Below are 26184 nucleotides of genomic sequence, written 5' to 3' on the forward strand. Positions count from 1 at the left end.
GATGCCCGGCCACCCGAGCCAGCTGCCGCTGCGGCGTGAGACAGCTCCCGAGAGCCCCTCAAGACAGCTTGACAGCGTCATTGGGAATCCTCCTGTGCTTCGCTCCGTGACGATCCGGCCGGACCGCCCGCTGCCAGCAGCCTCGTCGCCGCCCCGGGCCCCGGTCCATGGGTTTCCCGTTTCCTCTCGCGACGGACGACAGGGAAACCCCTCGTGCGCGGCACGGAAGCCCGGCGGACGGGACCGGCCCGAGTTCGCTCCGACGAAGGCAGGCCGCAGGCCGACCGGAGCAGGCACCGAGGCCGGAGCAGGCGCCGAGGCCGGAGCAGGCGCCGAGACCGGAGCCCCGCCCGGGACGGAGCCCCCGCTCCGGCCGGTGCCGGTGCCGGTGCCGGTGCCGGGCGGGGCAGCTACAGGGTCAGGACGGTCCGGAACCGTGCCGAGCCCATGTCGCGGAAGGCCGCCTCGGCGTCCTCCAGGGGGCGGGTCTCCACCATCGGGCGGATGCCCTTGAGCGCGGCGAAGGCCATGGTCTCCTCGCTGTCCTTGGCGTGGCCGCTGTACCAGCCGGCCACCACGCGGCGACCGAGGACGAGCAGTTCGGGCCCGAGCGCGAGCGGCTCGTGGTCGGTGGCGATGACGACCAGGCGTCCGTTGGGGGAGAGGCCCTGGACGAGGTCGGCCTGTGCGGGGCTGGAGCCGACCGTGGAGATGACCGCCGCCGCGCCGCCGAGCCTGCCGAGGACCTCGCCGGGGCTCTTGTCCTCGGTGCTGTCGATGTACTCGTCGGCACCGAGCTGGCGGGCGATCGGCTCCTTGTCCCGGCCCCGGTTGACGGCGACGGTCCGGAAGCCCATCCGGTCCGCGAACTGCACGGCCAGGTGCCCGAGACCGCCGATGCCCTGGACGGCGACGGTGTCACCCGGACGGGCCCCGCAGTGCCGCAGGGCGCTGAACGTCGTGACGCCGGCGCACATCAGCGGACCGGCCTCCTCGAAGGAGAGCGCAGCCGGGATCCGGGCGAGGGCGTCCTGCGGCGCGACGACGTACTCGGCGTAGCCGCCGTCGTAGTGCAGCCCCACGATCCTGCGGTCGGCGCAGTTCACGAAGTCGCCCGCACGGCAGCTGTCACAGACGAAGCAGCTGCCGCCGTGCCAGCCGACGCCGACCCGGTCGCCGGGTTTCCAGACGGTGACGCCGGGCCCGGCGGCGTCGACGGTGCCGGCGATCTCGTGTCCGGGCACCCGGGGCAGCTTGACGCCGAGCAGGCCCAGCCGGGCGAGGTTCTCCCCGCCGCAGACCCCGCACGCGTGCACCTTGATCCGGACCGCTCCCGGCCCCGGCTCGGGAACCGGGAGGCGGGTGACCGCGAAGGACGCGCCGGCCCGGACGGCCTGGACGGCCCGCATGGTGGCCGCGTTCATCGCCAACTCCTGTCCCTGCCCGGCTCCTTGGGCGGACCGGTGACGAGCGCGACCTTGCCTTCCAACGACATGACTGAGCCCTTCTGAACCACGGAGTTCCCGGAACTCGCCGTGATCACCGGGGAGGCCACGGCGCCGGCACCGGCGCACGGGGTGCGGGTACGGGTAGCGGGGTGCGGCACTGACGTACCGGTGGTGGAGTGGGCGCGCACCGCCTCCGGCGTGGTCGCACAACCCGCGGCTCCAGCATCGGGTCACCCCCACCGTCCGGCAACCCGCGCGCCCGCGAACCCGCGCGCCCGCGAACCCGCGCGCTCGCGCCGGTCCGCGCCCGCGCGCCTGCCCCGGTTCCCGCCCGCGCCGGTCCGCGCCCCGGTTCCCGCCCGGCCCGCGTCTCGGTCGCGGCCGGGGCGCGGCGACCCTGCGTGACCCCTCCGGCGGAGCAGCAGCGGCCGCGCCGCTCCCCGGGTGGTAGTAGGACGGAGCCAGACGTGGGGTTGCCCGCGCTGGGAGGAGTGACCCGGGATGAAGATCGTCGTCGACCTCAACCGCTGTCAGGGCTATGCGCAGTGCGCGTTCCTCGCCCCGCAGGTGTTCGAGATGCATGGCGAGGAGGCCCTGAGGTACACCCCGGCGGCCCCGGACGACCAGGGCGAGCGGGTCCGGCGGGCCGCAGCGGCCTGCCCGGTGCAGGCCATCCTGGTCGAGGAGGAGGCGGGACCCGGTGTCCACTGACCTCAGGAACGGCCGGATCGTCGTCGTCGGCGCGTCGCTGGCGGGACTGCGCGCCGCCGAGAAGCTGCGCGACGAGGGCTTCACCGGTTCGCTGACGATGGTCGGCGAGGAGAACCAACTCCCCTACGACAGGCCGCCGCTGTCCAAGCAGGTACTGCTCGGCCGGGTGCGCGCCGAGGACACCGGGCTGCCCCGGCGCCGCGAGGTGGACGCGCGGTGGAAGCTCGGCACGCGCGCCACCGGGGTCGATCCGATCGGCAGGCGCGTCGTGCTCGCCGACGGCGAACAGCTGCCCTACGACCGGCTGTTGATCGCCACCGGCACCCGCGCTCGCCCCTGGCCGAACCCCGAAGAGGGAGCCCTGGACGGGGTGTTCACCCTGCGGACGAGCGACGACGCCGCCCGCCTGGCCGAGCGGTTCGACGCCGGGCCGCGACGCGTCCTGGTGATCGGCGCCGGGTTCACCGGCTCCGAGATCGCCTCCGCCTGTCGGGAGCGCGGCCTGGAGGTGACCGTCGCCGAGCGCGGCCCCGCACCGCTGGTCGGTGCACTCGGCGGTGCGCTCGGCGCCCTCGCCGCCCGGCTCCAGCTCGCCCACGGCGTCGACCTGCGGTGCGGGGTGACGGTCCGCGCACTGAACGGCCGCAACGGCCGGCTCACCGGCGCCGAACTCTCCGACGGCAGCCGGATCGAGGCGGACATCGCCGTGGTCGCCCTGGGTGCGATGCGCAACACCGAGTGGCTGGACTCGTCGGGACTCGCCGCCGGCCCGCGGGGCGTGGCCTGCGACGCGGGCTGCCGCGCCTTCGACATGTACGGAATCGTCACCGACGACATCTTCGTCGCCGGCGACGTCGCACGCTTCCCGCACCCGCTGTTCGAGTACCAGATGCTCTCCCTCGAACACTGGGGCAACGCGGTCGAGCAGGCCGGGGTGGCCGCCCACAACATGGTCAACCCGGGACCGCTCCGCCGCCCGCACCTGGCCGTGCCCGCCTTCTGGTCCAGCCAGTTCGGCCTCAACATCAAGTCCGTCGGCGTGCCCACCTTCTCCGACCAGGTGGTCATCGCTCAGGGCTCGCTGGAGGAGCGCCGGCTCGTCGCCGTCTACGGCTACCGGGGCCGGATCACCGCCGCCGTCAGCGTGAACCGGGCCAAGTGGCTGGAGCACTACCAGCGGCTGATCGAGACCGCCGCACCGTTCCCGCCCGGACCGGCCACCGTCGACCGGCCCGCGTCGAGCACCCCCGTCCCCTCCGACGTGCCCGATCCGAAACTGCTCTCACACGGCCCGACCGTCGCGCTCACCGGCCACCAGCCGGACCGGCGCCTGACCCTGATGCGCTGGTCCGGCTGAACCACCGGCCGCCGACCGACCACGCCAACGCCCACCGACCAGGAGCCCCGCGCATGGCCGCCGACACGCTGTACCGCCGGATCACCGACTACGCCACCCGCGCCGACCCCTACCCGCTCTACGCCGAACTCAGGGAGCACAGAGTGGCCCGCCAGGAGGACGGCAGCTATCTGGTGGGCACCTACCACGAGATCGCCGAGCTGCTCCACGACCCCAGGATCAGCTCGGACCAGCGCAACCGCACCGACCCGGACGAGTTCGCGCTCGGACGGGAGGGGATGCCGGTCTCCTTCATCGGTCTCGACGACCCCGAGCACGACCGGCTGCGCAGGATCGCCATGCGGCCCTTCGGCCCGCCCCACACCCCCGGCCGGGTCGACGCCATGAACGACGAAATCGTCAAGGTGGCCGGGGAGTTGATCGACTCCTTCCGGAACCGGGACCGGGTCGACCTCGTCGACGACTTCGCCTACCCGCTCCCGGTCACCGTGATCTGCCGGGTACTGGGTGTGCCGCGCGAGGACGAGCCACGGTTCCACGCCTGGTCGCAGACGATCATCGACAGCTTCGACCCCACCCCCGGCACCGACCCGACGGAACGCCGCCGCGCCGGTCTGGACGCCCGGGGTGCGATGGGCGAGTACCTCGGCGACCTCGCCGACAACCGGCGGGGCACGCACTCCGACGACCTGCTCGCCGCGTTCGTCAACGACCCGGGCCCCGACGGCGGTTTCACCCGGGAGGAACTGATGACCACCTCGGTCCTGCTGCTCATCGCCGGACACGAGACGACCGTCAACCTGATCACCAACGGCATGCTCACCCTGCTGCGCCACCCCGAGGCGCTGGACCTGCTGCGCCGCGAACCCGCGCTGATGCCCCGGGCGGTGGAGGAACTGCTGCGCTTCGAACCCCCCGTCCAGCTGCTGCCGCAGCGCACCCCGCTGACCGACGTCGAGGTCGCCGGTGTCACCGTCCCCAGGGGCTCGCCGCTCATCCTGGTGCTCGCCTCCGGCAACCGCGACCCGCTGAGGTTCCACGAGCCCGACCGCTTCGACCCGGCCCGCCAGGACAACCAGCACCTCGGCTTCGGCAGCGGCGTCCACAGCTGCTTCGGCGCACCGCTCGCCCGGGTCGAGGCGCAGATCGCACTGGCCGAGCTGGTCCGCCGCCTCGACGCTCCGCGTCTCGCCGAGGATCCGCCCCCGTACCGGCGCAGCCCGATCCTGCGCGGCCCCCGGCACCTGCTCGTCGAGTACGGCGGAACGCGGGCCTGAGCCACGGGCCGCCGACGACGGCGGCTCGCGGCGGTTCAGGTCGGCTCGGGACGGCTCAGGTACGGGCCGGTCGGTCCGGACAGGTCCGGCAGGTCCGGTCAGGGTGCGGCGGACCAGGTGACCAGCGGCGGCCGGACCCGGGCGCACAGCGGGTGGCCCTCGGCATCGGTCAGCGGCAGCCGGGCCACGAGCCGCCCTGACCGTACGGCGGCCTCGACGACGGCCGGGTCGACGTCGTCGAGCATCAGCTTCGCCCGGCGGAACACGGTGAAGGCCCCCTGTCCGTCGACGCTGCCCCAGGACAGGTAGACGAACCGCCCGCCCGGCCGACCCTGGACGTACGGACCTCTGACGTCCACCCCGGCCGGCGAGGGCGTCGCGGTGCAGTCGAGGGTCCAGGACGCCGACGCGGCGTCACCGGGCTGCGGATCGAGGAGCTCGCCCGGCCGCTCCCGGCGCTGGACGGCGACGTGGATGTTCTCCGCGCCGGGGAAGCCGGGCCCCGGCCCACAGGCGCGTCCGGGCAGGTCGAACGCTTCGATGCGGATCTGCATGACGCCATCATCCCGCTGCCCCGCCACCCCTCGCCGTCACCCCGCCGTCCCGTCGCCATCACCCCGCCGTTGCGCCGGCGGGCCGTCCGCTCGCGAGGCCCGCACCACCGCAGGGCCCGTACAGTCGGGGACGTCACGATCAGGAGGTGGGGCGAGGGTGCCGGTGACGCTTGAGGATCTGCTGGCCGACCGGTCGCTCGGGCTACGGCTGCTCGCCGAGGGCGACAGCCCCCGCGCGCCGGTGCAGTGGGTGCACGTCAGCGATCTGGAGGACCCGACGCCGTTCCTGGAACAGGGCCTGGTCCTGCTGACGACCTGGCTGCTGCCGCGCGACCCGGCCGCGACGGACGAGTACGTGCGGCGGCTGCGCGCGGCCGGGGTGTGCGCGCTCGGGTTCGGCTACGACGCCACCCAGCGGTTGACGGGATGTCCGCCGGAGCTGGTCGAGGCGGCCCGCCGGCACGCCATGCCGCTGTTCGAGGTGCCGCAGTCCACCCCGTTCATCGCGGTGACCAGGGCGGTCGCGACGGCGCTCGCGGCCGAGGAGAACGCCAGGTCCCAGGCCCTGCACCGGACGGCCCAGGAGCTCACCAGAGCGGCCGCCTCGGACGACGGCGCCCGGCGGATCGTCATGCAGCTGGCGAAGGCGGTCGACGGCTGGGTGGTGCTGGCCAGTCCGACGGGCAAGGCGGTGCACGCCTCGCCGCACCACGCGGTACGCCGACTGGCGCAGCTCGGCGAACAGTTCGGCTACCTGGCGCGCACCGGACCGCGCACCGCCGCGGCGGTGCGGGTGGACGACGACGCGGTCCAGCTCCAGACCCTCGGCGTGGACCGGGTCCGCGGGCTGCTCGTGGTGGGACACGGACACGAGCTGGACTCGTACGCCTTCGCGGCCATCGACACGGCCGCCTGCCTGCTCACCGTCCGGCTGGAGCGCTCGCGTGGCCAGTACCGGGCGGAACGCCGTCTGCACAGTGCCGTGTTGAACCTGCTGCTCGCCGGACGGTTCGCCGAGGCCGAGGCCGTCCTCGGCGAGCTCGCCGAACAGCTCCCGGCTCCGCCGCTGCGGGTGCACCTGCTGGAGCTCGAGCCACGCCGACTGGACACGGTGCTGCTGGCCTGCGCGGCGGCGGCCGCCCGCGGTCGCGAGGGGCAGCTGTCCGCCGCGCCGCAGGAGCGGCCCCCGCAGTCGGGCGGGTCGTCCCCGGAGCCGGGTCGGCCGGCCGCTCAGCCGAACACGCTGGTGGTCCTCGCCACCGCGGGCGGCCACCTGGAGCAGGTGCTGCCCGAGATCGCCGCCCGGGCCGAGGGCGTGCTGGGCAGCTCGGAGCCCCGCGAACTGGCCGGCCTGACCACCGGACTCGCCGAGGCCGAGCAGGCCCTGACCGCCGCCCGGGCGAGCGGCCGCGCGGTGCGGTTCGAGGACCTCTCCCGGGGACGGCTGCTCGAACTCCTCGGCGAGGAGCGGATGCACCACTGGGCGGCCCGCGTGCTGCGCCCGCTGCTGGAGGGCGAACCGGAGGACCTGGCCACCGTGCGGGCCTGGCTCGCCCACGCCGGATCGCTGAAGGACGCGGCGGCCGAGCTCGGCGTGCACCGCAACACGGTACGTCAACGCCTCCAGCGCATCCGGCAGTTGGTCGACCACGACCTGGACGACGCGGTCGACCGTGCCGAGCTCCTGATCGCCCTCCAGGCCATCGCGCGCGCCGGCACCGGGAACGAGCCGGGGCGCCCGGGCTGAACGGACCACCTGCCGCGCCTGCCGGTCACGCCTGCCGCGCCCGCCGGTCGCACCTGCCGCGCCCGCCCCGGGGACGTGCGCGGCGCCCAGTCACGCCGGTCCGGGTGTTCACCGTGCACACCCGGACGGGCGGCACCGGGGATTACGGTCGGTGACAGGGGCCCTGCCGGGCCCGTGGAACCGTCCTGACAGGAGTCGACCGCAGATGAGCACGACCACCGCCTCGGTCCGTACGCGTACCCGCGACGAGGACTTCTTCCCGTACGTCGAGGTCCACCGGTCCCTCCACGCCGACGGCCGGACCGACGTCCGCGACGGCCGGGCACTCGACATCGAGGACACCGACGGCGGCTGGTTCCGGATGACCCAGACCAGCTGCCACGACGGCGACCTCTACCGGATCACGGTCAACCGGGCGGTACCGCGCCGGGTTTCGGCCGGGCAGGTGCTGCCGCCCGGTTCGGTGGTGGTGCGCCTGGCCCGCACCGACCGGCCGGTGGTGGCGGGCGAGCCGCTGCACGGAACGGACGGAGAGCGCTTCGACTTCGGCGGCACGCCGGTCGCCGGGCAGCGGATCTGGATCTCGCTGGACTCGGAGACCGGCTCCCGGTTCGCCGACGGTCGCCGCTTCGGCGAGCTCCTCCTGGACGCCGAGGGCATCGCGGAACTCCCCGGGATCACGGTCGGACCGGGCAACGGCGCACCAGCCGTGGTGGTCGCAGCCGGTTTCGACGAGGTCCCCTTCACCCGGTACGAGGCCTTCCAGAAGTACGGCTACGCCGTCGTGGGCGTGAACATCCCCCTGTACGGCGGCTAGCCGGCGGACGACGCCGGGGGTGCCGATGCGGCCGGCGAGAGCACGGCACTGAGCGCGGCGGCACCGTCGAGGAGAGCCTTGGAGCGAGTCGCGATGCTGGCGTCCCTGGCCGCCAGCGCGGAGGCGAGGTCCTCCGGACGGCGGGCGCGCCGCACCTCCGGCATGAGGGCCCGAAGGGGTGCTACGCGGTAACCGGCCTTGCGCAGCTGGTGAACGATCCGGGCATCCCGCACCTGGGCCGGTGTGTATCGTCGCGTTCCTCGCGCGGGGTCGCGGTCGGGGACGACGAGACCCTCGGCATCCCAGTGCCGCAACGTCGAAGGGCGCACGCCGAGAGCGGCGGCGAGTTCGGAGACGCTCATCGAGTCCGATGCGCGTACGTCCTCGATCGGTTCGCCGGAGATCGCCCGGGCAGCCTCCTCGGCCTGCCTCAGCTCCGTGCGTTCTGCGTCGAGCCGGGCGTGCGCCGCGTCGAGAAGGGCGAGCACCACCTGCGAGGCGGGGAACCGGTGAACGGCCCGAACGATCTTCCTGGCCTCGGTCGGGCCCGCGCCCGACGCGAGGGCGCGGTAGGCCAGTGCGGACTGCAGATGCACCTCTCCGTAGATCCGGTAGCCCGCGGCCGTGCGCGCCGCCGGCGGAAGCACACCGTCGCGCTCGAGATTGCGAACCTGTTGAACGGAGTACCCGGCCCGCCGCGCGACATCGACGGTGCGCATGTCCCTCGATTTGAGACTCGGCATTCTGAAGCCCCTCCATCACGGTCCCGAAGTCTCCACAAGCACTTCAATGCAACGCTGGAGCACATGACCATAGACGAGATCATCAGCTCCGTGGACGGCCTCGACGGCGTCCTGACCGTCAGGCCGGCACCCGGCGACGGTTCGCCGGAGATCAGCTGGGGCGACACGTTCTTCTACTACGCACCTGATGGCGTCACCCCGACGACGACCCAACCGTTCGCGACCGTCGTGACCAAGAACTATCCCGGTGACGAGGCGTCACGTCTGGACCGTCCGGACACCTTCCGCGTGAACGTCCTTGCCGGGAAGGAGGCGTTCATCCGGTGGGCCGGTCACGCGCCACGCGAACCAGCCCCCACCGAGGTCGACCCCAGCGCCGCCGACACCGTGATCGCGCACCCCGTCTACGGCACCGCCGGCTGGCTGGCAGTGGTGAACCCCGGCTCGCGCACCGAAACGGCAACCCGCGAACTGCTCCGTGCGGCCTACCACTTCGCACGCTCACGCCATGAGCGACGCGCTGGATCCACGGCGCGATGAGTCCCCCGGCTGCGGGACCGCCCGTCCGCCGGCCGGTGGGGGAGAGGCGGGACGGGACCGGAATCGCTCCTTTGAGCGCTCGGCAGGCGTTCGGAGGTCCGGCTTGCCTTGGGCAGCTGCCGGGGTCACGTCCGTCGGCCCTAGCCGTACGACGTCAGGGGCCGGGGAGTTCGGCGACGGGCTCCTCCGGAGCATGTGTGACGGGAGGCCCACCCACGGGCACGACCGGTGCGCGCGGCCACCGTCCCTGCCCCGCCGTACGGTCCGCAGGCGTACCCCGCGCGGTGCGGGCGGGCGGGCCGTCAGGTCGTCGCTGCCCCGCCGAATTCCACCGTTGCCATGCGTTCCCGCGACACCCGGTCGAGCAGCACCACGGAGGCCGCCTCCGGCACCGTACCCGCAGGGTCCCGGGCGAGCCCCCGCAGCAGCAGGTCGAGTCCCCGCCGGTGCCGGGCGAAGACCCGGCCGGACGCCCGGCGACCCCGGGCCCGCTGGCCGGCCAGGGACTCGGCGGCGCCGACGTCCAGGAGGACGAGGTGCAGTTCGCGCCCCCGGCTCCCGACGGCCAGGGACAGCCAGCGGCGCATCCACGCGCTGCTTCCGCAGTCGTGGACCAGCAGCGGATCCCCGGTCCTGGCCCGGGCCGTCATCCGCACGAAGTGGTCGAGCCGTGCCCCGGGACGGTAGACGGCGTAGGGAAGCCAGCCGGGCATGACGGCCTGCCAGGCGAGGTGAGCGGCACGCGGGTCGACCACCGGTGCGGTCCGGGACCAGCGCCGCAGCAGGGTGCTCTTGCCACTCCCCGGCAGGCCGGAGACCACCACCACCGAGCCCGCCGGGTAGGACAGCGTCACCGGGGCGCCGGCCTGCGCGCGCAGGTCCAGCAGCCCGCGCGGCCGGACGACGACCGCCGTCGGCCGCTCCCGCACCGTGGTCTCCTCGTTCAGTGCTTCCATGTCCAGCCTGTTCATCGTGTCCGCGAGCCCCTGGATCGGATCCGGTCCGAGGTCCATCATCGGCGATGATCGGCGACGATCGGAGCTGCGGTGATCGGAGCTGCGGTGATCGGCGCCGTCCGGACCGCCGGCCCCGGAGCGGAGCCGACCGGGGACACCCGGGGCGCGATCGGCCGGCCGTGCGGAGTCGACTGCCAGACCACCGAAGGACGTTGACGCCCACTCGCGGCCAGGCCGGCGGGTACACCGCGGTCCGGCGGCTACCGTACGGTCAGTCGGCCGTAGTCGGGCAGGGCGATGTCCCCGGCCTTGGCGAACTGCGCGGCCAGCAGGTTCCGCATCGGCCAACGGGTCATCGAGCGCATCGAGGCGGCCCGCAGGCGGATGGCGAGTGCGCTGGACGGTGCGTACCCCGAGGCGCCGCCGGGCGGCAGTTGCTGGGCCTGGTCCACGTACGGGCGCATGATCCGGTCGTAGCTGCGGAAGGCGACGCGGTGCTCGCCCTCGGCGGCGGCCAGTTCACCGGCCAGCACGTAGGCGCCGACCAGGGCCAGGCTGGTGCCCAGGCCGGTGAGCGGGGTGGCGCAGTATCCGGCGTCGCCGAGCAGCACCGCCCGGCCGCGCGACCAGTGGTCGAGGTGCACCTGGCCCATGGAGTCGAAGTGGAAGTCGGACGCGGTGTGCATCGCCCGCAGCAGTCGCGGCACCTCCCATCCGACCCGGGCGAAGCGCCGGGCCAGCAGCTCCCGCTGGGCCGCGGTGTCGCGGCGGTCGTAGTCGATCGGCGCGGACCGGAAGCTGAGGCCGGCCTTGACCTCGCCGGGCAGGCGCCCAGGCCGGGCGGAGGCGACGAGTCCGCCGGGTGCGTTGTGCATCAGGTACCAGCCGTCGAGGTCCATGGTCTCGGTGGCGGTGTACCAGGCGGTGTAGACGTCCAGCGGGCGGACGTGGTCCGACTCCGGGCCGAAGGCCAGTGCCCGCACCGCGGAGTGCAGCCCGTCGGCGCCGACGACCAGCCCGAACCGGCGCGGGGCGGCCCGTTCGAAGGTGACGGTGACTCCGCGATCGTCCTGGTCGAGCCCGGTGATGCTGTCGTCGAACAGGTACTCCACGTCCTGTCGGGTCGCCCCGTACAGCAGGTCGCCCAGGTCACCCCGGAGGATCTCGATCTCGGAGACGATCCCCTCGCCGCCGAAGCTGTCGGCCGGCATCCGTGCGGTGATCCGGCCGGAGGCGTCGACCAGCGCGAGGCCGCGCTGGTCGACACTCAGGGCCCGTGCCTGCTCCATCAGGCCCATCCGGGAGATCACGGTGCGGCCGGCGCCGCGCAGGTCCACGGTCTGGCCGCCAGGCCTGGGGGCCGGTGCGCGCTCGACGACGGTCACGGTGAAGCCTGCCCTGCTTAGCCAGTACGCAAGTGCGGGCCCGGCGATGCCGCCGCCGGAGACGAGTATCTCGGTGTTCTGCATAGCGCTGAATGTATGGCGTACGCATAGTGCAGTGCAAGCCGTTAGTCCCTTGTTTTCCAGGGTAATTGACTGATTAGTGCACTAGTGCTGTGAGGATGTTCGGGCAGCCGTCCGGGGTGTTGCCCCGACATTGGAGCCAGGTGGTGCACTCATCGGTGCACTAGTGCGGAGGGAAATCGTGGACCGGCAGGACGTACCGCGCTACAGCCAGATCGTCGCGGAACTGCGACAGCGCATCGAGACGGGCGAGCTGGCACCGGGAGACCGGGTCCCCTCCACCCGCGAGATCACCCGGCGGTGGGGTGTCGCGATGGCGACCGCCACCCGGGTGCTCACCGAACTCCGGCACGCGGGCCTGGTCCGCGCCGTGCCGGGGATCGGCACCGTGGTGGACGTCGAGGGCCGGGCGGCGCAGACCGACGCCGCAGCGGGGCCGGCCGACGGCGGGGCCGGCGCGCGGCCGACGGCGGCGCGCAGCCGGCGAAAGGGTGCTCCGGAGCAGGCACTTGCATCCGAGCGGATCGTCGTCGCGGCCATCGCGGTCGCCGACGAGGAGGGGCTCGCCGCAGTCTCGATGCGCCGGGTGGCCGCCGAACTGGGGGCCGCGACCATGTCGCTGTACCGGCACGTGTCCGACAAGGACGACCTGCTGCTGCAGATGATGGACACGGCCTTCTCCGAATGGCCGCTCCCCGCCGACCCGCCGGAGGGCTGGCGGGAGCGGCTCGAACTCGCAGCCCGGCAGCTGTGGGCGATGTTCCGCCGCCATCCTTGGCTCGCGCCGGCACTGTCGGTGACCCGGCCTCAGCCGATCGCCAGCGCACTGCCGTACACCGAGTGGGTGCTGGCCTGCCTGGTCGGCTGCGGCCTCGACCTGTCGACGGCCTTCACCGCGCACCTCACCCTCTTCAACCACATCCGGGGCACCGCGATCAACGCCGAGCTGGAGACCGAGGCGGAGGCGCTCAGCGGCCTCGACAGCGAGGAGTGGCTGGACAGCCAGGAGCCCGCACTCGACGCGATCCTGACCACCGGCAGCCTGCCGACCCTGGAGCGGCTCAGCACCGCCGGGTACGACTTCGACCTCGACGAGTTGTTCGAGTTCGGCCTCCGGTGCACGCTCGACGGCATCGCCGCTCTCCTCGAACGGCGGCGCTGACCCCCCGACGCTCCGGGGCCGGAGCGGATTTAATCCCTGCGATCAATCGGCGGCGGAGCGTATGGTCATGAACCCTCCCACTGAGAAAGGAGGTTCACCAGAGATGGGACTGTTCAGGGACGCCCCGCCCAGGGAGCATCCGGATTACGCTCAACTACGTTTCATGGCGGCCGGGTCGCCGTCGTGGTGGAAGCAGAACCGCCACCGGGTCCTCGCCGTGGCGGGCCTTCTCACCGGTTTCTGGCTCGCCGGACATCACGACACCGCGCCGAAGACCTGTGCCCCCGCCGTCACCTCCTCCACCAGCGTTCACTGATCCGAAGCAGGAAGCCCAGCCCCCGCGACCCGGTACGGTACCGGGTCGCGGGGGCGCCGAGCGTTTGCCGCGGCGGGCCCGCACGGGAGCTCCTCCTCGGTGATCCACCCGTCGCCCTGCCCGTCCAACAGGGTTGATCCGTAGGACAGTTCGACCCCAGTCACCAGAGCCCCGCCGCGCGCCCCGGCGCCGTACCGCGCTCACATCTGCCCCTCGGCCCCCCAGCGGATCAGCTGCGCCACGGTGATGCGGTCCACCCAGCCTGCGTGGCGGCCGGTCAGCCCGCCGTAGATCCGCTGCCAGACCGCCGGGTCCTCGACCGCCCGGACCAGGTCGAGCAGGGCACCGGCGGCCTGCTGGATCTGCTCGCCGGGTGCGTCCGAACGCTCCAGCGCACCGGAGAGGTAGCGCAGCACGCGGGCGGCGGGCACGGCGTCGTGTATCAGCTGGTGCCCGGTCAGCAGGCCGCGGCCGAGGGCCTCGTCGAGCAGGACGGCGAGGTCGCCGTCGGTGCAGCGGGCCAGGCCGTTCCGCATGCGGGCGGCGAAGATCGCCGGGGTGTCCTGCGGGAGGATGCGGCCGGTGTCGGCGAGGACGTCGTGGTGCCGGAGGGCGACCTCCTCGGGTGTGTCCGGATGGTTGATCAGGCTGGACCAGACCTCGAACGGCTCGCGGGCGTGCTCGGCCTCCAGCAGGGCCCAGTCGACCTGGTAGGGCTGGGTGAGGTACCGGTTGACCAGCGAGTGGTCCCACCGCCGCAGCCCGTGCAGCCTGGCGGCCAGCTTCGCTGCGGTGAACTCCCGCTCGGTGCGGGCCCGCAGGGCCTGGACCGGATCTGCGGCGGCCAGCGCCTTGCGGCAGGCCTTGGTCGCGGCTGGCCCCACCAGACCGGTGTCGAGCAGTGCCGCAAGACGGTCGGCTCCGCCGCAGCACAGCAGCTGGAAGGCGCCGAGGAACTGCTCGGGGAGGTAGAGGAACCTGCCGGTGCGGGCGAACACCACCTCGACCATCGCAGGGTCCGGCGACCGCAGCCCGCTGATCAACCGGTAGTCGTCCACCGGGCCGACCAGGCCGGCGAGCCCGCCGACCGGATGGACCGCGGCCCGGTACTGCACCGAGCGGTCGCCGTGGTGGCGCAGGAGTGCCAGGTTCACCTCCGGGTCGGCCCGCTCCAGCAGTTGCCGCACCCGGGCGGCAGGCAGGCCGGGGTACCGCAGCTCGGCCAGCTCGCGGACGGTCGCTGCGTCGCCGTGTGCCGCCAGGTACTCCAGCACGGGATCCGGGTACCGGTCGTGCACGTTGACGTAGAGGGCCAGCAGCCGGGGGGTGTGCGGGGGGAGCTCGGGCATCACCGCCTCCAGTGCGGTGACACTCGCGTGCAGCAGGGCCTCGCCGGCCGGCCAGTCCCAGCTCCGCAGACGGCGCAGCTCGTCGGCTCGGGACTCGGTCAGCGGCGGGGCCAGCACCTGCGGCCCGGCGATCTCCGCAGTGCGGGACTCCTCGACCAGCTCGGGCCAGGTGAGCTTGGTGGTCTCGGCCCTGGTCTGGGCCACCGTCAGCAGCCTGAGCCAGGACTGCGGATCGGTGCCGAGCTCCTTCTCCAGCAGCCGGGCCAGCGCACGCTGAGCCGCCGGCACGAACGCCCGCTCCTGCCAGGCGTGGACGGGAGGGGAGAGCAGCCAGGCGGAGATCGCGGTGAGGAGGCCGTCCTCGTCCGTGTGCCCGAAGAGGTAGTCCGCGTCGGCGAGGGCGACCGTGGGCTTCGGCTTCTCCTGGTCGACGGCCTGCGGCCAGGCCGTGGCCAGCCAGCCGGGCAGCCGGCCGGGGCGGTCGTCGGGATCGGTACGGGCCAGGAAGCCGAGGACGCCTTCGTCCTCGGGTGCCGGGGGGCGGCCGGGCCCGGTCGCCGGCTCGCTCGGGCGGCCGAGCGTGATCAGGAGGTCGATGGCGGCGAGCGCGGCGCGCTCATGCCAACCGCTGGGCGCGGTGGGCGGGGTGTGCGCCGCCTCCGCGTCCTCCCGCGCCCAGGCCGGGACCGCCGTCAGCGGACGGTCGGACGGCTCGGCCGCACCGGCGTGCGCCAGCAGTTCGGCGAAGGTGCCGGGGAAGTCGGTGAGCCGCTCCAGCAGCGCGACCCAGGACGCGGGACGGCCCAGGTGCTCGGCGGCCAGGCGGGAGACTCGCTCGGCGACCGGCACCGGAAGCCCGTCCTCGGCCGCGAGCCGCCGCAGGCAGGCCACCGCGCTGGCGGCCGGACGGGCGGTGTCCACCAGGCGGGCCGGGTCGAGCAGGCCGCTGCGGACGCATTCGAGGGCCCAGTACTCGGGCCGGTCGTCCAACTCCTCGGCGGCCAGCCGCTCGGCCGGTGGCGTGGGGTTGCCCACGATCCGATCGCCCACCCGCCAGAGGTCGTTCAGCAGAGTGGTACGGAACAGCCGCCGGTCCTCGTCGGTCGCTTCCTCGTGACGGATCAGCACCTCGACGGCGGTGGGCATGTACGGCGACGCCAGGTGCCCGGCCACGATGGCGCGGAAGTCCTGCTCGTACGGCTCGGAGAGGAGACTGCGCAGGGTGTCCGTGCCCCGGTACTTCTGCAGCCCGCGCACGAGCGCGGCCGGGTCGTGGTACGGCTCGCCCTGGGCCCGTAGCCGCCGCAGGCCGTCGGGGTCGTCGAGCGCGGCGGCGACCTGCTCGGCGACCTGCGAGTGGACCGTCCGGCGGATCGCCCGGTCGTCGAGCATGGCCCGGACGGCTGCGGGGCCGCGGCGCTCCCACACCTGGAGCAGCGCGTACCGGTCGGCGGCCTTGCGCAGGCCCGCCGACAGGCCGAGCGCGGTGAGCTCGGGGTCTCCGCTGCAGATCAGTGGCGGCAGCGCCGTCTGCGGGAGGTCACCGGCGGCGAGCAGGGCGGCTGCGTCCAACGGCACGGGCCCGGTGCGGCCGGGGGTGTGCGGCGTGCCGGCGGCTATGGTGCGGCGCAGCGACGGGGTGGCGCGGGGGTGCCGGTAGACGAGGACGTTCACCGCCGGGTCGTCGGCGGCGACCAGCTGCTTGAGCAGCCGTGAGTCGGCCCGGGGGTGCCGGGCGAGCGCGGACCGCGTCCGGGTGTCGCCGTGAGCGGCCACGGCCGAGCACAGGGCGGGGGAGGGGAGGGTGCCACCGGCCAGGATCCCGGTGACGGTGCGGTCGGAGAGCCTCGGCAGGACGGTGGCGAGGTCGGCCGGATCGGCGTGGCCGAGCAGGAAGGCGAGCGCGCGGTCGGCCGTGCCGCTCGGCGACTGTACGGCTGCCGGCCCTGCTGCTGCCGGTTCGGACCCCTGGGAGAGCCCGGGGCCGGTGAGTTCGGGGTCGGCGAGGTCGGGGCCGGTGCAGTCAGGACCGTCGGGATCAGGGGCGGTGAGTGCGGCCGCGGTGAGCAGCTCGGGCAGGGTGCCGCGGTACGAGGTCAGTGCGGCCTGGACGGCCAGCCAGCGCCCCGGGGCACCGCCCAGGTGTCGGCGCAGCAGGTCACCGAGCCGAGCGGCGATCAGGCCCCCCGGGTCGTCCGCGCCCTCGAGCAGGCCGGGAAGCAGTCGTGCGGGGCCGGCCCGCTCCACCAGTTCGAGGGCCAGCGCGGCGTCGAGCGCACCGGCGGTGCGTGCCTCGGCCACCGCCGTGGTGAGCCCGGCCCGGCGCGGCCCGGCCAGTGACTCCCGCACGGCGCGGGCGGCGGCGGCCGGGTCGGCCGGCGGACCGACCGGACCGGGCCCCTGCAACACGGCGGGCGGCAGCTCGGGCCACTCGTCGCCGAGCGAGGCCCGCAGCTCGTCGACCCGGTCGGTACCGAGGCCCGGCAGGAGGACCCACAGCACGTCCCTCAGCCGCTCGGCGGCGTTCTTGCGGGCGTGCGCACGTTGGTGGTCCATGGTGTCTCTCCCCGTTCGGTTCAGCTGCCCACATCTCAGCACGCCGCACTGACAACGCGTCACCCGCCAGGGTCCCCGCCCCGCGGGGCGCGGGCGAGGCCCGCTCCGGGCCGCCGCGATCGGCCCGGAGCGGCTGCGGGAATCCCCGTCGGCCACGGAGAACGAATGGCCCGGCCGGTGTGACGGCGGTGATCCGGTGGCGGTCTCCTTCGGCGTCGCCTGGGATCAGAGCTGGTCGTAGATGTCGGCCAGTCGGCGCAGGACGTCGGTGGCGGCGCCGAGCGCGGCGGGGTCGTGGTGGGCGAGGGCGTCGTGCAGGGCGTCGGCCAGCAGGCGTTCGCGTTCCTGGTGGCGATGCCGTCCGGAGTCGGTGAGTGAGACCACCACCGAGCGCTTGTCGTGGGGGAGCCGCTCGCGGGTGACGTACCCGGCGGTCACCAGCCCGTTGACCAGCTGGGTGGTGGCGGCGCCGGTGGTCTCGACCGCCGAGGCGAGGCGTCCGATCGGCATCGCGCCCTCCTCGGCGAGGACACGCAGAGCACGGGCGTGGGCGAGGGAGAGAGCGCCGGGAGTGCGGGTAGCGCGCCCGCGCAGGCGTGCGTCGGCGGCGCTCAGACTGTAGGCGGCGCGGGCGAGTTGGGCGAGGGCCTGTTCGTGCGCGGCGTCGAGCGGTTCGGGCATACGGCGGCTCCTTGGGGTGAGTTGACATCCAGCTTAACTTAAGTACTTATTGATTAAGTACTTAGCAATCAGCCGAGTACCGGACGTGCTCGATGCACCCCATGAGAGGACACCCGTCATGACTCTCCGTTCGACCGGCCAGAGCTGGGCCCTGGACATCGCGCTCGCCCAGGGCGGCTTCGACGCCCTGCACCCCGAGGCCAAGGGCACCCTCGAGCAGCTCGGCCACGACCACACCGACTTCGACAAGGTCTTCGCCCTGGTCAAGAGCGGTGCCATGCTGCCCAAGGCCTGGGCGACCGTGGCCGGACAGGCCGAGGAACGCGCGGCCCACCACGAGGCGAACGGTTTCGCCCGGACCGCCGCCGACCTCTACGTGCGGGCCGCCGTGATGTGGGGCCGGGCCCAGTACTCCGTCTTCGACACCACCGACCCCCGCAAGGCCGCCATGCGCGAGCGGGCCAACCACTGCGTCGAGCGGATCGGCGCGCTGCGCGAGGGACGGGTCCGCCGGGTGGTCCTCGACTTCGAGGGCAAGCACCTCTACGCCCTGCTGCACCTCCCCGCGGGCGAGGTCACCGGCGCGCCGGCCGTGATCCTCGGCCCCGGGATGGACATGATCAAGGAGGACTACATCCACGCCGCAGAGCGCTACTACACCTCGCGCGGCATGGTCGCCCTCTCGATCGAGGGTCCCGGCCAGGGCGAGTCCCGCGCGGGCGGACTGACCGTCGACCTCACCAACTACGAGCGGGCCATCGGCCGTTACATCGACCACCTGGCCACGCTGCCCGAGGTCGACCCGGACCGGATCGGCATGTTCGGCATCAGCATGAGCGGGTACTGGGGCTCGCGAGCCGCCGCCACCGACGGCCGGCTGGCGGCGCTGGCCGCGTTCGAGGCGGTGACCGGCGACTTCCGGACCATCTTCGAGCGGGCCCAGCCGACCTTCAAGAACAACTACATGTTCATGGCCGGCTACACCGACGAGGACGCCTTCGACCGCGAGCTCGTGGCCCGCATGCCGCTCGGCGACCTGGTCGAGCAGATCACCTGCCCGGTCCTGTACGGCATCGGCGAGTTCGACGAACTCACCCAGCTGGAGCAGGCGCTGGCCGGCTTCGAGCGGATCCGTGCACCGAAGGAGATGCGCGTCTACGAGAACGAGTTCCACCCCCTGGGCGGCGTCGCCGCCGAGGTCTTCCGCCTCGGAGCGGAGTGGGTCGAGCGCGCGCTGGCGGGCGAGTTCGCCGAGCCCGGCCGGGACGTCCGGTACTACGTCCACCGCGACGGACGCACCACCGACGGCACTGCCAACCCCACCTGGTGGCTCGGCGCCGTGCCCGCCCAGATCGCCGAAGCCCGCGCGGCCGGGGCCTGACCGGCCGTCGGCCCGCCCGCTGCGCCCCGGACACCGTCCACCGTTCCGGGGCGCAGCGGCGCGGCAGCGCAGGAGGGAGGGGGTGGGGCCGTGGGCCCCGGCCCGTCAGGGCACCGGAGCCGTCCGCGGTTCCTGGCCCTGCCCGGCAACGACGACCCCTCGGGCGGTGTGACCTGCCCGGAGGCCGTCGCCGGGCGGGCACGGCGTACTGTGGACGCCGATGTACCGCTGCTGTCAGAAACCCGTTGAGCAGTGGCAGTTGTGACCGCCGGTCGGTCCAATGGCCGGTCCGCCGGTCCGCCGGTCCGCAGGGGTTCCGAGGGGCCGCGTACGGCGCGTACGACGAAGGCGGTGCATCGTCAGTCGACCCGACGGGGTGGGGAGTGGGTGTGCTGCGACTGGAAGCGGTGGGCAAGCGCTACGGCCGGGGGGAGTGGATCGTCAGGAACGTCCATGCGGAGATCCCCGGTGGAGAGATCACGGCGTTCGCCGGCGGCAACGGGTCGGGTAAGTCGACGCTGCTGCGGATGCTGGTCGGAATTTCCAGACCGACGCGCGGGGTGATCTCCGGGCGACCCCGGCTGATCGGTTACGTCCCCGACCGGTTCGTCCCCAACGGGCGGATGTCCGCCGTGGCCTACCTGACGCACATGGGCCGCGTCCGGGGTCTCACGACGGTGACGGCGGCGACCAGGGCACACCACCTGTTGGACCGGCTCTCGCTGGTCGGCGGCAAGGAGGCCCGGCTGCACACCCTGTCCAAAGGAAACGCCCAGAAGGTGGCCCTGGCCCAAGCCGTGCTGGTGGAACCGGAGTTGCTGGTGCTCGACGAACCGTGGTCGGGACTGGACTCCTCGGCGCACGGTGTCCTCGCCGAGATCATGTCCGAAGTGGCCCGCAGTGGCGGCTCGGTGGTCTTCACCGACCACCGGGAGTCGGTCGCCCGGGTGCTGCCCTCTCGCACCTACACCGTCGGGAGCGGCGGGGTCGTGCTCCGGCCGCCGCAGGCGCAGGGCGAGCACCGGCCGGTGACCGAGATCGTCCTCACCCACCCGGACGACGCGCACCCGGACGGCGCGCACCCGTACAGCTCCCATCCGGACGGCGGCAGCCCGGACCGCGCCTGGCTGGACGGGGCCGGTGGCGTGCGGTCGGTCGAGGGGAGCGGGGCCGGCCTCGTCGTCCGGGTCGACCGGGGCCGCGCCGACTCGCTGCTGCTGAACGCACTGCAGAACGGTTGGTCGGTGGTGGCCGTGACCCGTGACGACCGGAGCAGTGTGAACCGGAGCAGCGAGAGCCGGAGCAGTGAGGACGGGCGCCGAGAGGACACGAGCGGTGATCACCGGAGCCGTGACGGCCTCGATCACGACGTCACGGACGCCGCAGCGGAAAGGAGTTCCCGGTGATCGCGCTGATCCGCTACTCGTTCGCCGTCGTGCTGCACACCCAGCGGTATCTGGCGCCGCTCCTGCTGTTCACCGGTCTGATGGGAGTCCTGACCGTCAACGGCAGCGGCCCGCTCCCACCTGCGTACGCCTCCTCCGCAGGCGCGCTGTTCGTCGCCTCGACCTGGCTGACCGTCGCGTTGATCAGCCTCGACAGTCCGGCGCAGCGGGCGATCGTGGTGGTCAGCACCGGCAGGTCGGCCAAGGTGCTGGCCGGCTCGATCGTCACGGTCCTGATCAGCTGCCTGGCCCTGCTGGTCCTCGGCCTGCTCTTCCCGCTCTGGATGGGCTCGTACCAGGTCGGACCGGCTGACCTCCTGCTCGGCACGGTGGCCCAACTCACCTGTGCCTGCACGGGAATCGCCATCGGCCTGCCCTGCTCGCGCCTGGTCTTCCGGCGCGGGGGCCACGCCCTCGTGGCGGCGCTGGCGCTGGTCATGGCCGCCCTCTTCACCCAGGGAGCGCCGCCCGTCAACCGGCTCCTCCGGCTGATGGCGACCTCGCCCGACTCCGCCGACCTGCTGGCCCCGGCGGCGGGCATGCTGGCGTCCGCCCTCGGCCTCCTCGCCGCCTCCGCGTGGATCACCCAGTACCTCACCACCCGCAGGGAGTAGCCGGGCGGCTCTCCGGCGCCCATCTGCCACGCCGCCGACGAGCAGGACGCGGCCGCCCGGTGCACCTCCCGGTCCACTCCCGGTCCATGCCTGGTCCATGCCTGGTCCAGGCATTGCGGCCAGGTCCGCTCTGCCCCGGGCCGTCCTGCCTCAGTCGGCGCCTTCCGACGACCTGCGTCGCGACCTCTTCCGTTCGCCGATGCCCAGGAGGTCGGCGATCAGCGCGGCCACCGATACGGTGAACCGGGCGTAGGGGGCAAGCCTGCGGCCCAGGCCCGCCTTCCGCTGCGCCGGCAGGACGTGGCCGGCCGTTTCGACGGAGTGCGCATCACCGGGCGGTGGACCTTCAGCAACCATCGGACCAGTATTCACCAATCATCGCCGGACGAACACGGACCCCCGCCCGCTGTGACGAGCCGACCTGTGCCGCAGCAGCCGGGCGGCAGGCTGGTGAACTGCTGATCTGTCAGTGCCGACCGCAATGATGACCGGCATGAAGGAAACAGCCGTTCTGGCCTGCCCCGCCGCCTATGCCGATGCCGTCACCTCCGCCGTCGAGGCGGCCGCGGCCTACTACTCCGACGGCACCACGCCGCTCGGCGACGACGAGTACGACGCGCTGGTCCGTGCGATCGAGGCGTACGAGCTCGCGCACCCCGACGCCACGCTGCCTGATTCGCCCACCGGCAAGGTCGCCGGAGGCGCGGTGATCGGGGACGTGCCGCACTCGGTGCCGATGCTCAGCCTGGACAACGTCTTCTCCGCCGAGGAGTTGACGGCCTGGGCCGCCGGGCTGGAGCGTCGGATCGGGCAGCCGGTGCGCGGCTGGTGCGTGGAGCCCAAGCTGGACGGCCTGGCCGTCGCCGCCCGCTACCGCGAGGGTCGGCTGGTCCGGTTGATCACCCGGGGCGACGGGCTCGCGGGCGAGGACATCACGCATGCCGCCGACGCCGTGCTGGGGCTGCCCGCCGTCCTCGCCGAACCGGTGGACATCGAGCTGCGCGGCGAAGTCCTGCTCACCCAGGAGCAGTTCGAGCAGGCCAACCGGATCCGCATCGAGCACGGTGCGACCGCCTTCGCGAACCCGCGCAACGGCGCCGCCGGCACGCTGCGTGCCAAGGACCGCCCCTACCGCGTCGAGCTGACGTTCTTCGCCTACGGGGCCCACGACGCTGCCCACGACGTCGAGAGCGCCGAGCCGGGCGAGCAGGCCGAGCACCGCGCTGCCGACCTGGGCCGCCTCGACCACAGCGAACTGCTCGCCCGGCTCGCCCGGCTCGGCGCCAACACCGCGGCCGGCACCCCGGCCCACCCCGTCCACCGCGAGGAGCTGTCGCAGGTCCTGACTCGGATCGAGGAGATCGCCGCCCTGCGCGCCTCGCTGCCGTTCGGGATCGACGGGATCGTCGTCAAGGCCGACTCCGCCGCCGACCAGGAGCGGGCGGGCTCCGGTTCGCGGGCGCCGCGCTGGGCGGTCGCGTACAAGCTCCCGGCCGTCCACAAGGTCACCCGGCTGCTCGCCGTGGAGTGGAACGTCGGGCGCACCGGTGTGATCGCCCCGCGCGCGGTCCTGGAGCCGGTGGTGGTCGACGGGGTCACCGTGACGTACGCGACCCTGCACAACCCGGCCGACATCACCCGTCGTGGCCTGCTGATCGGTGACCAGGTGTTCGTCCACCGCGCCGGTGACGTGATCCCGCGGGTGGAGGCGCCGCTGGTCGAGCAGCGTACCGGTGCCGAGCAGCCGATCGTCTTCCCCGAGGTCTGCCCCCGGTGCGGCGACGGGATCGACACCTCGCAGCAGCGCTGGCGGTGTGTCCGGGGCCGTGGCTGCCAGGCCGTCGCCTCCGTCCGCTACGCCGTCGGCCGGGACCAGCTCGACGTCGAGGGGCTCGGCGGCACGCGCGCGGTCCAGCTCGTCGAGGCCGGTCTGGTCAACGACCTCGCGGACCTCTTCACCCTGACCAGGGATCAGCTGCTCGCCCTCGACCGGATGGGCGACACCAGTGCCGACAACCTGCTCGCCGCCATCGAGACGGCGCGGAGCAGACCGCTGAACCGGGTGTTCTGCGCCCTCGGTGTCCGGGGCACCGGCCGTGCGATGTCGCGCCGGATCGCCGCGCACTTCGGCAGCATGGCCGCGATCCGGGCGGCCGACGCGCAGGCGCTGGCCGAGGTGGACGGCATCGGTGCGGAGAAGGCCACGGTGATCGTCGCGGAGCTCGCCGAGCTCGCCCCCGTCCTCGACCGGCTCGCCGCCCGAGGCGTCGGCATCGCCGTGACGACCCCTCCCGTGACCACCGCAGCGGCAGTCACGAGCGGCACGAGCGGCACGGAAGGGGCGGTCGTCCAGGCTGCTGCCCCGCTCGCCGGAGAGGCCGTGGTGGTCACCGGCAGCATGACCGGTCCGCTGGCCGTGCTCTCCCGCAACGAGATGAACGAACTGATCGAGCGAGCCGGCGGCAAGGCCTCCTCGTCGGTCTCCAAGCGCACCACCCTCCTGGTCGCGGGAGAGAAGGCCGGGTCCAAGCGCGCCAAGGCAGAGGAGCTCGGCGTCCGGATCCTCACCCCGGAGGAGTTCGCCGACCTCGTCGCCGACCTGATGCCCTGAGGCCTGATGCCCTGGGGCCTTGAGCCGGCCTCGGCACCCGCCGCCGCTGCCGGCCCGCGATCACCCCCCGGCCCACTTCTCGTCCGGCGCCGTCTCCGGGCTTGAGCGGCGCTTCGGCCATGGTGCGCTCCAGCCGGAGGAAGGCGACCAGGATCCGCACGGCGAGGGCCAGGGCCACCGCAGGCAGTACGGTCCACGGCAGCAGGCGGCCGACGGCGAGCGGCACGAGGACGACCAGGGCGGCCAGCAGGGTGGGCAGCCCGGTGGACACCGCGAGGTGGAGGTGGAGGTGGAGCCGGTGTGACATGCGGACACTCCCGTACAGGTGGGTGGAACGGACCAGCAGCCGTGACGACGAAGGACTGTGACGAGGGGGCAGGTGGCCGGGCGGGTGCGTGACCGAGCGGTCAGGTGGCCGAGCGGGCACGGTCGAGGTACGCGGTCAGGTCCTGCCAGGCGTCGGCCGGTGCCGAGGGGTCGCCGGACATCGCGGCCGGCTCGTGCCGCCAGGCGGCACGTACCGAGGCGGAGAGCGTGGTGTCGCCCCCGGTGAACAGCGAACTCAGCTCGTCCATGCGCTGGACCAGCTTCCGCACCTGCGGCGCGCTCGGGTCCACCCCGGAGGTCCGCAGTGCCTCGGCCCTGCGGTACAGCTCGGGCCACTCGACCTCCAGTAGGTAGTGCGCTGCCGGCCCAAGGGCCGCCGCCCGGTCCTGCAGGGTCCGGAGCTGGTCCTCGTCGAGGTGGCGCCGCAGTGCCTGTTCGCCTGCCGGACCCGCCCCGCGCATCGCTCGGAGCACGCCGATCAGGGTGGCCGTCTCGGGTGCGCGTTCGGCGGTCAGCTCGTCGTGGACGTGGCTGAGGCGCAGGCGCAGCCCGTCCAGCGCGGCCATGGACTCCTCGACGCGCGCCAGGTGTTCGCCCACCAGCCGGACGGGGTCGACCCCGGCGTCCAGGCAGACGGCTATGCTCTCCAGCCCCAGACCGAGCCGGCGCAGCGCGAGTACCTGGTAGAGGCGGATCACGTCCTGCTCGTCGTACTCGCGGTGCCCTGCGGCCGTGCGCCGCGACGGGCCGAGGAGGTGGATCCGGTCCCAGTGGTGCAGGGTGCGTACCGTCAGTCCGCTCGCCTCGGCGAGCGCCCCGACCTTCCACGTCTGTTCGAAGCTCATGCCACAACGATGACCCCTGACGTCGCGTGAGGTTCAAGCCCCCGAGCCCGGCCGGTCCGGACTGTTTGCCCGTGCCGCCGTGGTCGGGAATGATCTTCGCCGTGACGATCATCCTCACCGTTCTGCCGGCCGCCCTCCTCGCCTGGCTGATCGGCCGTCGCCTCGGCCGCGCCCGGCTCATGGACTGGGCACGCGACCGGTTCGACCCGGCCGAGTACGGGCTCGTACCGCGCGACCGGCTCGACGCCCGCCGTGCGGGTCCGGCCATCCCGCTCCAGCAGTACCAGCAGATGCAGGCCATCGCGGACGCGGCCTGGGAGGGCGACTGGCGTCCGGCGGCCGCCTACCTGGAGGCCGCGGGCCAGGACTGGGACGAGCGCTGGACCCGACTGGAGCTGCTGCAGGAGATCGCCCGGAGCGAGGATGCCTGGCTGGTGGACTGGCGGGCGGCCCGGCCGGCGGACTGCGACGCCGCCACCCTGCACGCCAGGCACCTGTTGCACCGAGCCTGGGAGGCCCGCGGCACCGGCGAGGCGCACGAGGTCCCGGCCGAGCGGACGGCGCGCTTCGGCGAACTGCTGCCCGCCGCGATGGCGGCGGCGCGGGAGGCGTCCGAGCTGGCCCCGGCGGACCCCGGCCCGTGGGTCGTCATGATCACCGCTGCCCGTGGACTGCGGTACTCCCCGGAGCAGTTCCGCGCCCTGTGGGAGGGGCTCGTCGAGCGCGCCCCCCACCACTACGCGGGCCACCGGCAGGCGCTGCAGTACTGGAGCGCCGAGTGGTCCGGCTCGGACCGGCTGATGCTGGAGTTCGCCGAGCGCGCCGTGCGCTCGGCACCGGCCGGCAGCCCGCTCGCCGGGATGTACCTGCACGCGCTGTACGAGCTCACCACGCGCTCTCCCCGCTCGGCCGTCCCGTCCTCGGGCAAGGCCGGGAAGCTGCTGGCGGACGTCGCCCGGTCGCTGGACCAGGTCCCGGCCGGGGACGAGCGGCTGCCCCAGCTGAGGCATCTGCTGGCCCACCTGCTGGGCCGGGCCGGCCGGTACGACGCGGCGCTGGAGCAGTTCCGGCTACTCGGGCCGTGGTGCGGCGCGGAGCCGTGGATCCAGGAGAAGGACCCGGTCGCGGCGTTCGACCTGGCCCGGGGCATCGCCGCGAAGAAGGCCGGCCGGGCCCAGCCACGTACGTCCCCCTGACCGGCCTCCACCTGTACCCGTACCTGCACCTGTACTCGATCCGCATCCGTGCACGGGCCCGGCCCGTGCCCGGCCCGTGCCCGCA

At 73.5% G+C, this 26184-nt stretch carries 22 protein-coding genes; 14 read left to right on the top strand and 8 right to left on the bottom strand.

Features of this window, described 5'->3' with window-relative positions; all coding sequences use genetic code 11:
- Positions 1-410 precede the first annotated feature (410 nt).
- Positions 411-1424 carry an alcohol dehydrogenase catalytic domain-containing protein gene (locus ACFC1R_RS32770; protein WP_375944910.1) on the bottom strand — a complete coding sequence of 338 codons (1014 nt, stop codon included), beginning with the start codon at positions 1422-1424 and terminating at the stop codon, positions 411-413.
- 525 nt (positions 1425-1949) lie between these two features.
- Here ACFC1R_RS32770 and ACFC1R_RS32775 point away from each other — a divergent pair.
- The 3 genes from ACFC1R_RS32775 to ACFC1R_RS32785 are packed head-to-tail and all read left to right on the top strand — an operon-like array spanning position 1950 to position 4793.
- A complete protein-coding gene (locus tag ACFC1R_RS32775; protein WP_375944912.1) occupies positions 1950-2159 on the top strand; it encodes a ferredoxin in 210 nt (69 codons plus the stop codon).
- On the top strand, positions 2149-3516 hold the full coding sequence (locus ACFC1R_RS32780) for an NAD(P)/FAD-dependent oxidoreductase (protein WP_375944914.1): 1368 nt from the start codon (positions 2149-2151) through the stop codon (positions 3514-3516). The genes ACFC1R_RS32775 and ACFC1R_RS32780 overlap by 11 nt, the downstream gene beginning before the upstream one ends.
- Before the next feature lie 53 nt (positions 3517-3569).
- A complete protein-coding gene (locus tag ACFC1R_RS32785; protein ID WP_375944916.1) occupies positions 3570-4793 on the top strand; it encodes a cytochrome P450 in 1224 nt (407 codons plus the stop codon).
- A 98-nt stretch (positions 4794-4891) separates the two neighbouring features.
- Here ACFC1R_RS32785 and ACFC1R_RS32790 read toward each other — a convergent pair whose 3' ends face one another.
- A complete protein-coding gene (locus tag ACFC1R_RS32790; protein WP_375944918.1) occupies positions 4892-5347 on the bottom strand; it encodes a DUF5990 family protein in 456 nt (151 codons plus the stop codon).
- A gap of 163 nt (positions 5348-5510) precedes the next feature.
- Here ACFC1R_RS32790 and ACFC1R_RS32795 point away from each other — a divergent pair, with 163 nt between their 5' ends.
- Positions 5511-7094: a PucR family transcriptional regulator gene (locus tag ACFC1R_RS32795; RefSeq protein ID WP_375944920.1), complete on the top strand. Its 1584-nt coding sequence runs from the start codon at positions 5511-5513 to the stop codon at positions 7092-7094.
- Positions 7095-7299: 205 nt separating this feature from the next.
- Positions 7300-7911 (top strand): hypothetical protein, encoded by a 612-nt coding sequence (locus tag ACFC1R_RS32800; RefSeq protein ID WP_375944922.1) that lies wholly within the window; start codon positions 7300-7302, stop codon positions 7909-7911.
- Here ACFC1R_RS32800 and ACFC1R_RS32805 read toward each other — a convergent pair.
- Positions 7908-8630, bottom strand: a complete 723-nt coding sequence (locus ACFC1R_RS32805; protein WP_375944924.1) for a MerR family transcriptional regulator — start codon at positions 8628-8630, stop codon at positions 7908-7910. The genes ACFC1R_RS32800 and ACFC1R_RS32805 overlap by 4 nt on opposite strands.
- An 87-nt stretch (positions 8631-8717) precedes the next feature.
- On the opposite strand from ACFC1R_RS32805, the gene ACFC1R_RS32810 reads away from it, so the two are divergent.
- Positions 8718-9194: a DUF6194 family protein gene (locus tag ACFC1R_RS32810; protein WP_375944926.1), complete on the top strand. Its 477-nt coding sequence runs from the start codon at positions 8718-8720 to the stop codon at positions 9192-9194.
- 302 nt (positions 9195-9496) lie between these two features.
- On the opposite strand, the gene ACFC1R_RS32815 is transcribed toward ACFC1R_RS32810, so the two are convergent.
- Together ACFC1R_RS32815 and ACFC1R_RS32820 are read right to left on the bottom strand one after the other, a co-directional pair.
- Entirely contained in the window at positions 9497-10150 is a 654-nt protein-coding gene (locus tag ACFC1R_RS32815) for an ATP/GTP-binding protein (protein WP_375944928.1), read from the bottom strand.
- A 260-nt stretch (positions 10151-10410) separates the two neighbouring features.
- A complete protein-coding gene (locus ACFC1R_RS32820; RefSeq protein WP_375944930.1) occupies positions 10411-11619 on the bottom strand; it encodes an FAD-dependent monooxygenase in 1209 nt (402 codons plus the stop codon).
- A 178-nt stretch (positions 11620-11797) separates the two neighbouring features.
- On the opposite strand from ACFC1R_RS32820, the gene ACFC1R_RS32825 reads away from it, so the two are divergent.
- Positions 11798-12778 (top strand): TetR/AcrR family transcriptional regulator C-terminal domain-containing protein, encoded by a 981-nt coding sequence (locus ACFC1R_RS32825; protein ID WP_375944932.1) that lies wholly within the window; start codon positions 11798-11800, stop codon positions 12776-12778.
- Between the two features lie 103 nt (positions 12779-12881).
- Complete coding sequence (locus ACFC1R_RS32830; RefSeq protein WP_375944934.1) at positions 12882-13094, top strand: hypothetical protein; 213 nt, start codon at positions 12882-12884, stop codon at positions 13092-13094.
- A 200-nt stretch (positions 13095-13294) separates the two neighbouring features.
- On the opposite strand, the gene ACFC1R_RS32835 is transcribed toward ACFC1R_RS32830, so the two are convergent.
- Positions 13295-16999 (bottom strand): hypothetical protein, encoded by a 3705-nt coding sequence (locus ACFC1R_RS32835; protein ID WP_375944935.1) that lies wholly within the window; start codon positions 16997-16999, stop codon positions 13295-13297.
- A 225-nt stretch (positions 17000-17224) separates the two neighbouring features.
- Entirely contained in the window at positions 17225-17680 is a 456-nt protein-coding gene (locus ACFC1R_RS32840; RefSeq protein WP_375944937.1) for a MarR family winged helix-turn-helix transcriptional regulator, read from the bottom strand.
- Between the two features lie 118 nt (positions 17681-17798).
- Here ACFC1R_RS32840 and ACFC1R_RS32845 point away from each other — a divergent pair, with 118 nt between their 5' ends.
- From ACFC1R_RS32845 to ACFC1R_RS32865, 5 genes are all read left to right on the top strand, one after another.
- Positions 17799-19061 (top strand): alpha/beta hydrolase, encoded by a 1263-nt coding sequence (locus ACFC1R_RS32845; protein WP_375944939.1) that lies wholly within the window; start codon positions 17799-17801, stop codon positions 19059-19061.
- A 389-nt stretch (positions 19062-19450) separates the two neighbouring features.
- Complete coding sequence (locus tag ACFC1R_RS32850; protein ID WP_375944941.1) at positions 19451-20467, top strand: ATP-binding cassette domain-containing protein; 1017 nt, start codon at positions 19451-19453, stop codon at positions 20465-20467.
- A complete protein-coding gene (locus ACFC1R_RS32855; protein WP_375944943.1) occupies positions 20464-21120 on the top strand; it encodes a hypothetical protein in 657 nt (218 codons plus the stop codon). The genes ACFC1R_RS32850 and ACFC1R_RS32855 overlap by 4 nt, the downstream gene beginning before the upstream one ends.
- A 484-nt stretch (positions 21121-21604) precedes the next feature.
- Positions 21605-23731, top strand: coding sequence for an NAD-dependent DNA ligase LigA (ligA, locus tag ACFC1R_RS32860; RefSeq protein WP_375944969.1), 2127 nt, complete (start codon positions 21605-21607; stop codon positions 23729-23731).
- A 19-nt stretch (positions 23732-23750) separates the two neighbouring features.
- Positions 23751-24035 carry a hypothetical protein gene (locus ACFC1R_RS32865; RefSeq protein ID WP_375944945.1) on the top strand — a complete coding sequence of 95 codons (285 nt, stop codon included), beginning with the start codon at positions 23751-23753 and terminating at the stop codon, positions 24033-24035.
- Positions 24036-24138: 103 nt separating this feature from the next.
- On the opposite strand, the gene ACFC1R_RS32870 is transcribed toward ACFC1R_RS32865, so the two are convergent.
- Positions 24139-24903, bottom strand: coding sequence for a MerR family transcriptional regulator (locus ACFC1R_RS32870; protein ID WP_375944947.1), 765 nt, complete (start codon positions 24901-24903; stop codon positions 24139-24141).
- A 101-nt stretch (positions 24904-25004) separates the two neighbouring features.
- On the opposite strand from ACFC1R_RS32870, the gene ACFC1R_RS32875 reads away from it, so the two are divergent.
- Positions 25005-26099 carry a hypothetical protein gene (locus ACFC1R_RS32875; protein ID WP_375944949.1) on the top strand — a complete coding sequence of 365 codons (1095 nt, stop codon included), beginning with the start codon at positions 25005-25007 and terminating at the stop codon, positions 26097-26099.
- The last annotated feature ends 85 nt before the right edge of the window (positions 26100-26184 follow it).

This window comes from Kitasatospora sp. NPDC056138, assembly GCF_042264695.1.
GTDB lineage: Bacteria > Actinomycetota > Actinomycetes > Streptomycetales > Streptomycetaceae > Kitasatospora.

Excerpts from the sequence above, each read along its gene's own strand:
- ACFC1R_RS32775 (WP_375944912.1), top strand. The coding sequence starts at position 1,950 with ATGAAGATCGTCGTCGACCTCAACCGCTGTCAGGGCTATGCGCAGTGC.
- ACFC1R_RS32845 (WP_375944939.1), top strand. The coding sequence starts at position 17,799 with ATGACTCTCCGTTCGACCGGCCAGAGCTGGGCCCTGGACATCGCGCTC.
- ACFC1R_RS32785 (WP_375944916.1), top strand. The coding sequence starts at position 3,570 with ATGGCCGCCGACACGCTGTACCGCCGGATCACCGACTACGCCACCCGC.
- ACFC1R_RS32820 (WP_375944930.1), bottom strand. The coding sequence starts at position 11,619 with ATGCAGAACACCGAGATACTCGTCTCCGGCGGCGGCATCGCCGGGCCC.
- ACFC1R_RS32770 (WP_375944910.1), bottom strand. The coding sequence starts at position 1,424 with ATGAACGCGGCCACCATGCGGGCCGTCCAGGCCGTCCGGGCCGGCGCG.
- ACFC1R_RS32835 (WP_375944935.1), bottom strand. The coding sequence starts at position 16,999 with ATGGACCACCAACGTGCGCACGCCCGCAAGAACGCCGCCGAGCGGCTG.
- ACFC1R_RS32805 (WP_375944924.1), bottom strand. The coding sequence starts at position 8,630 with ATGCGCACCGTCGATGTCGCGCGGCGGGCCGGGTACTCCGTTCAACAG.
- ligA (WP_375944969.1), top strand. The coding sequence starts at position 21,605 with ATGACCGGCATGAAGGAAACAGCCGTTCTGGCCTGCCCCGCCGCCTAT.
- ACFC1R_RS32790 (WP_375944918.1), bottom strand. The coding sequence starts at position 5,347 with ATGCAGATCCGCATCGAAGCGTTCGACCTGCCCGGACGCGCCTGTGGG.
- ACFC1R_RS32810 (WP_375944926.1), top strand. The coding sequence starts at position 8,718 with ATGACCATAGACGAGATCATCAGCTCCGTGGACGGCCTCGACGGCGTC.
- ACFC1R_RS32800 (WP_375944922.1), top strand. The coding sequence starts at position 7,300 with ATGAGCACGACCACCGCCTCGGTCCGTACGCGTACCCGCGACGAGGAC.
- ACFC1R_RS32830 (WP_375944934.1), top strand. The coding sequence starts at position 12,882 with ATGGGACTGTTCAGGGACGCCCCGCCCAGGGAGCATCCGGATTACGCT.
- ACFC1R_RS32840 (WP_375944937.1), bottom strand. The coding sequence starts at position 17,680 with ATGCCCGAACCGCTCGACGCCGCGCACGAACAGGCCCTCGCCCAACTC.
- ACFC1R_RS32815 (WP_375944928.1), bottom strand. The coding sequence starts at position 10,150 with ATGGAAGCACTGAACGAGGAGACCACGGTGCGGGAGCGGCCGACGGCG.
- ACFC1R_RS32870 (WP_375944947.1), bottom strand. The coding sequence starts at position 24,903 with ATGAGCTTCGAACAGACGTGGAAGGTCGGGGCGCTCGCCGAGGCGAGC.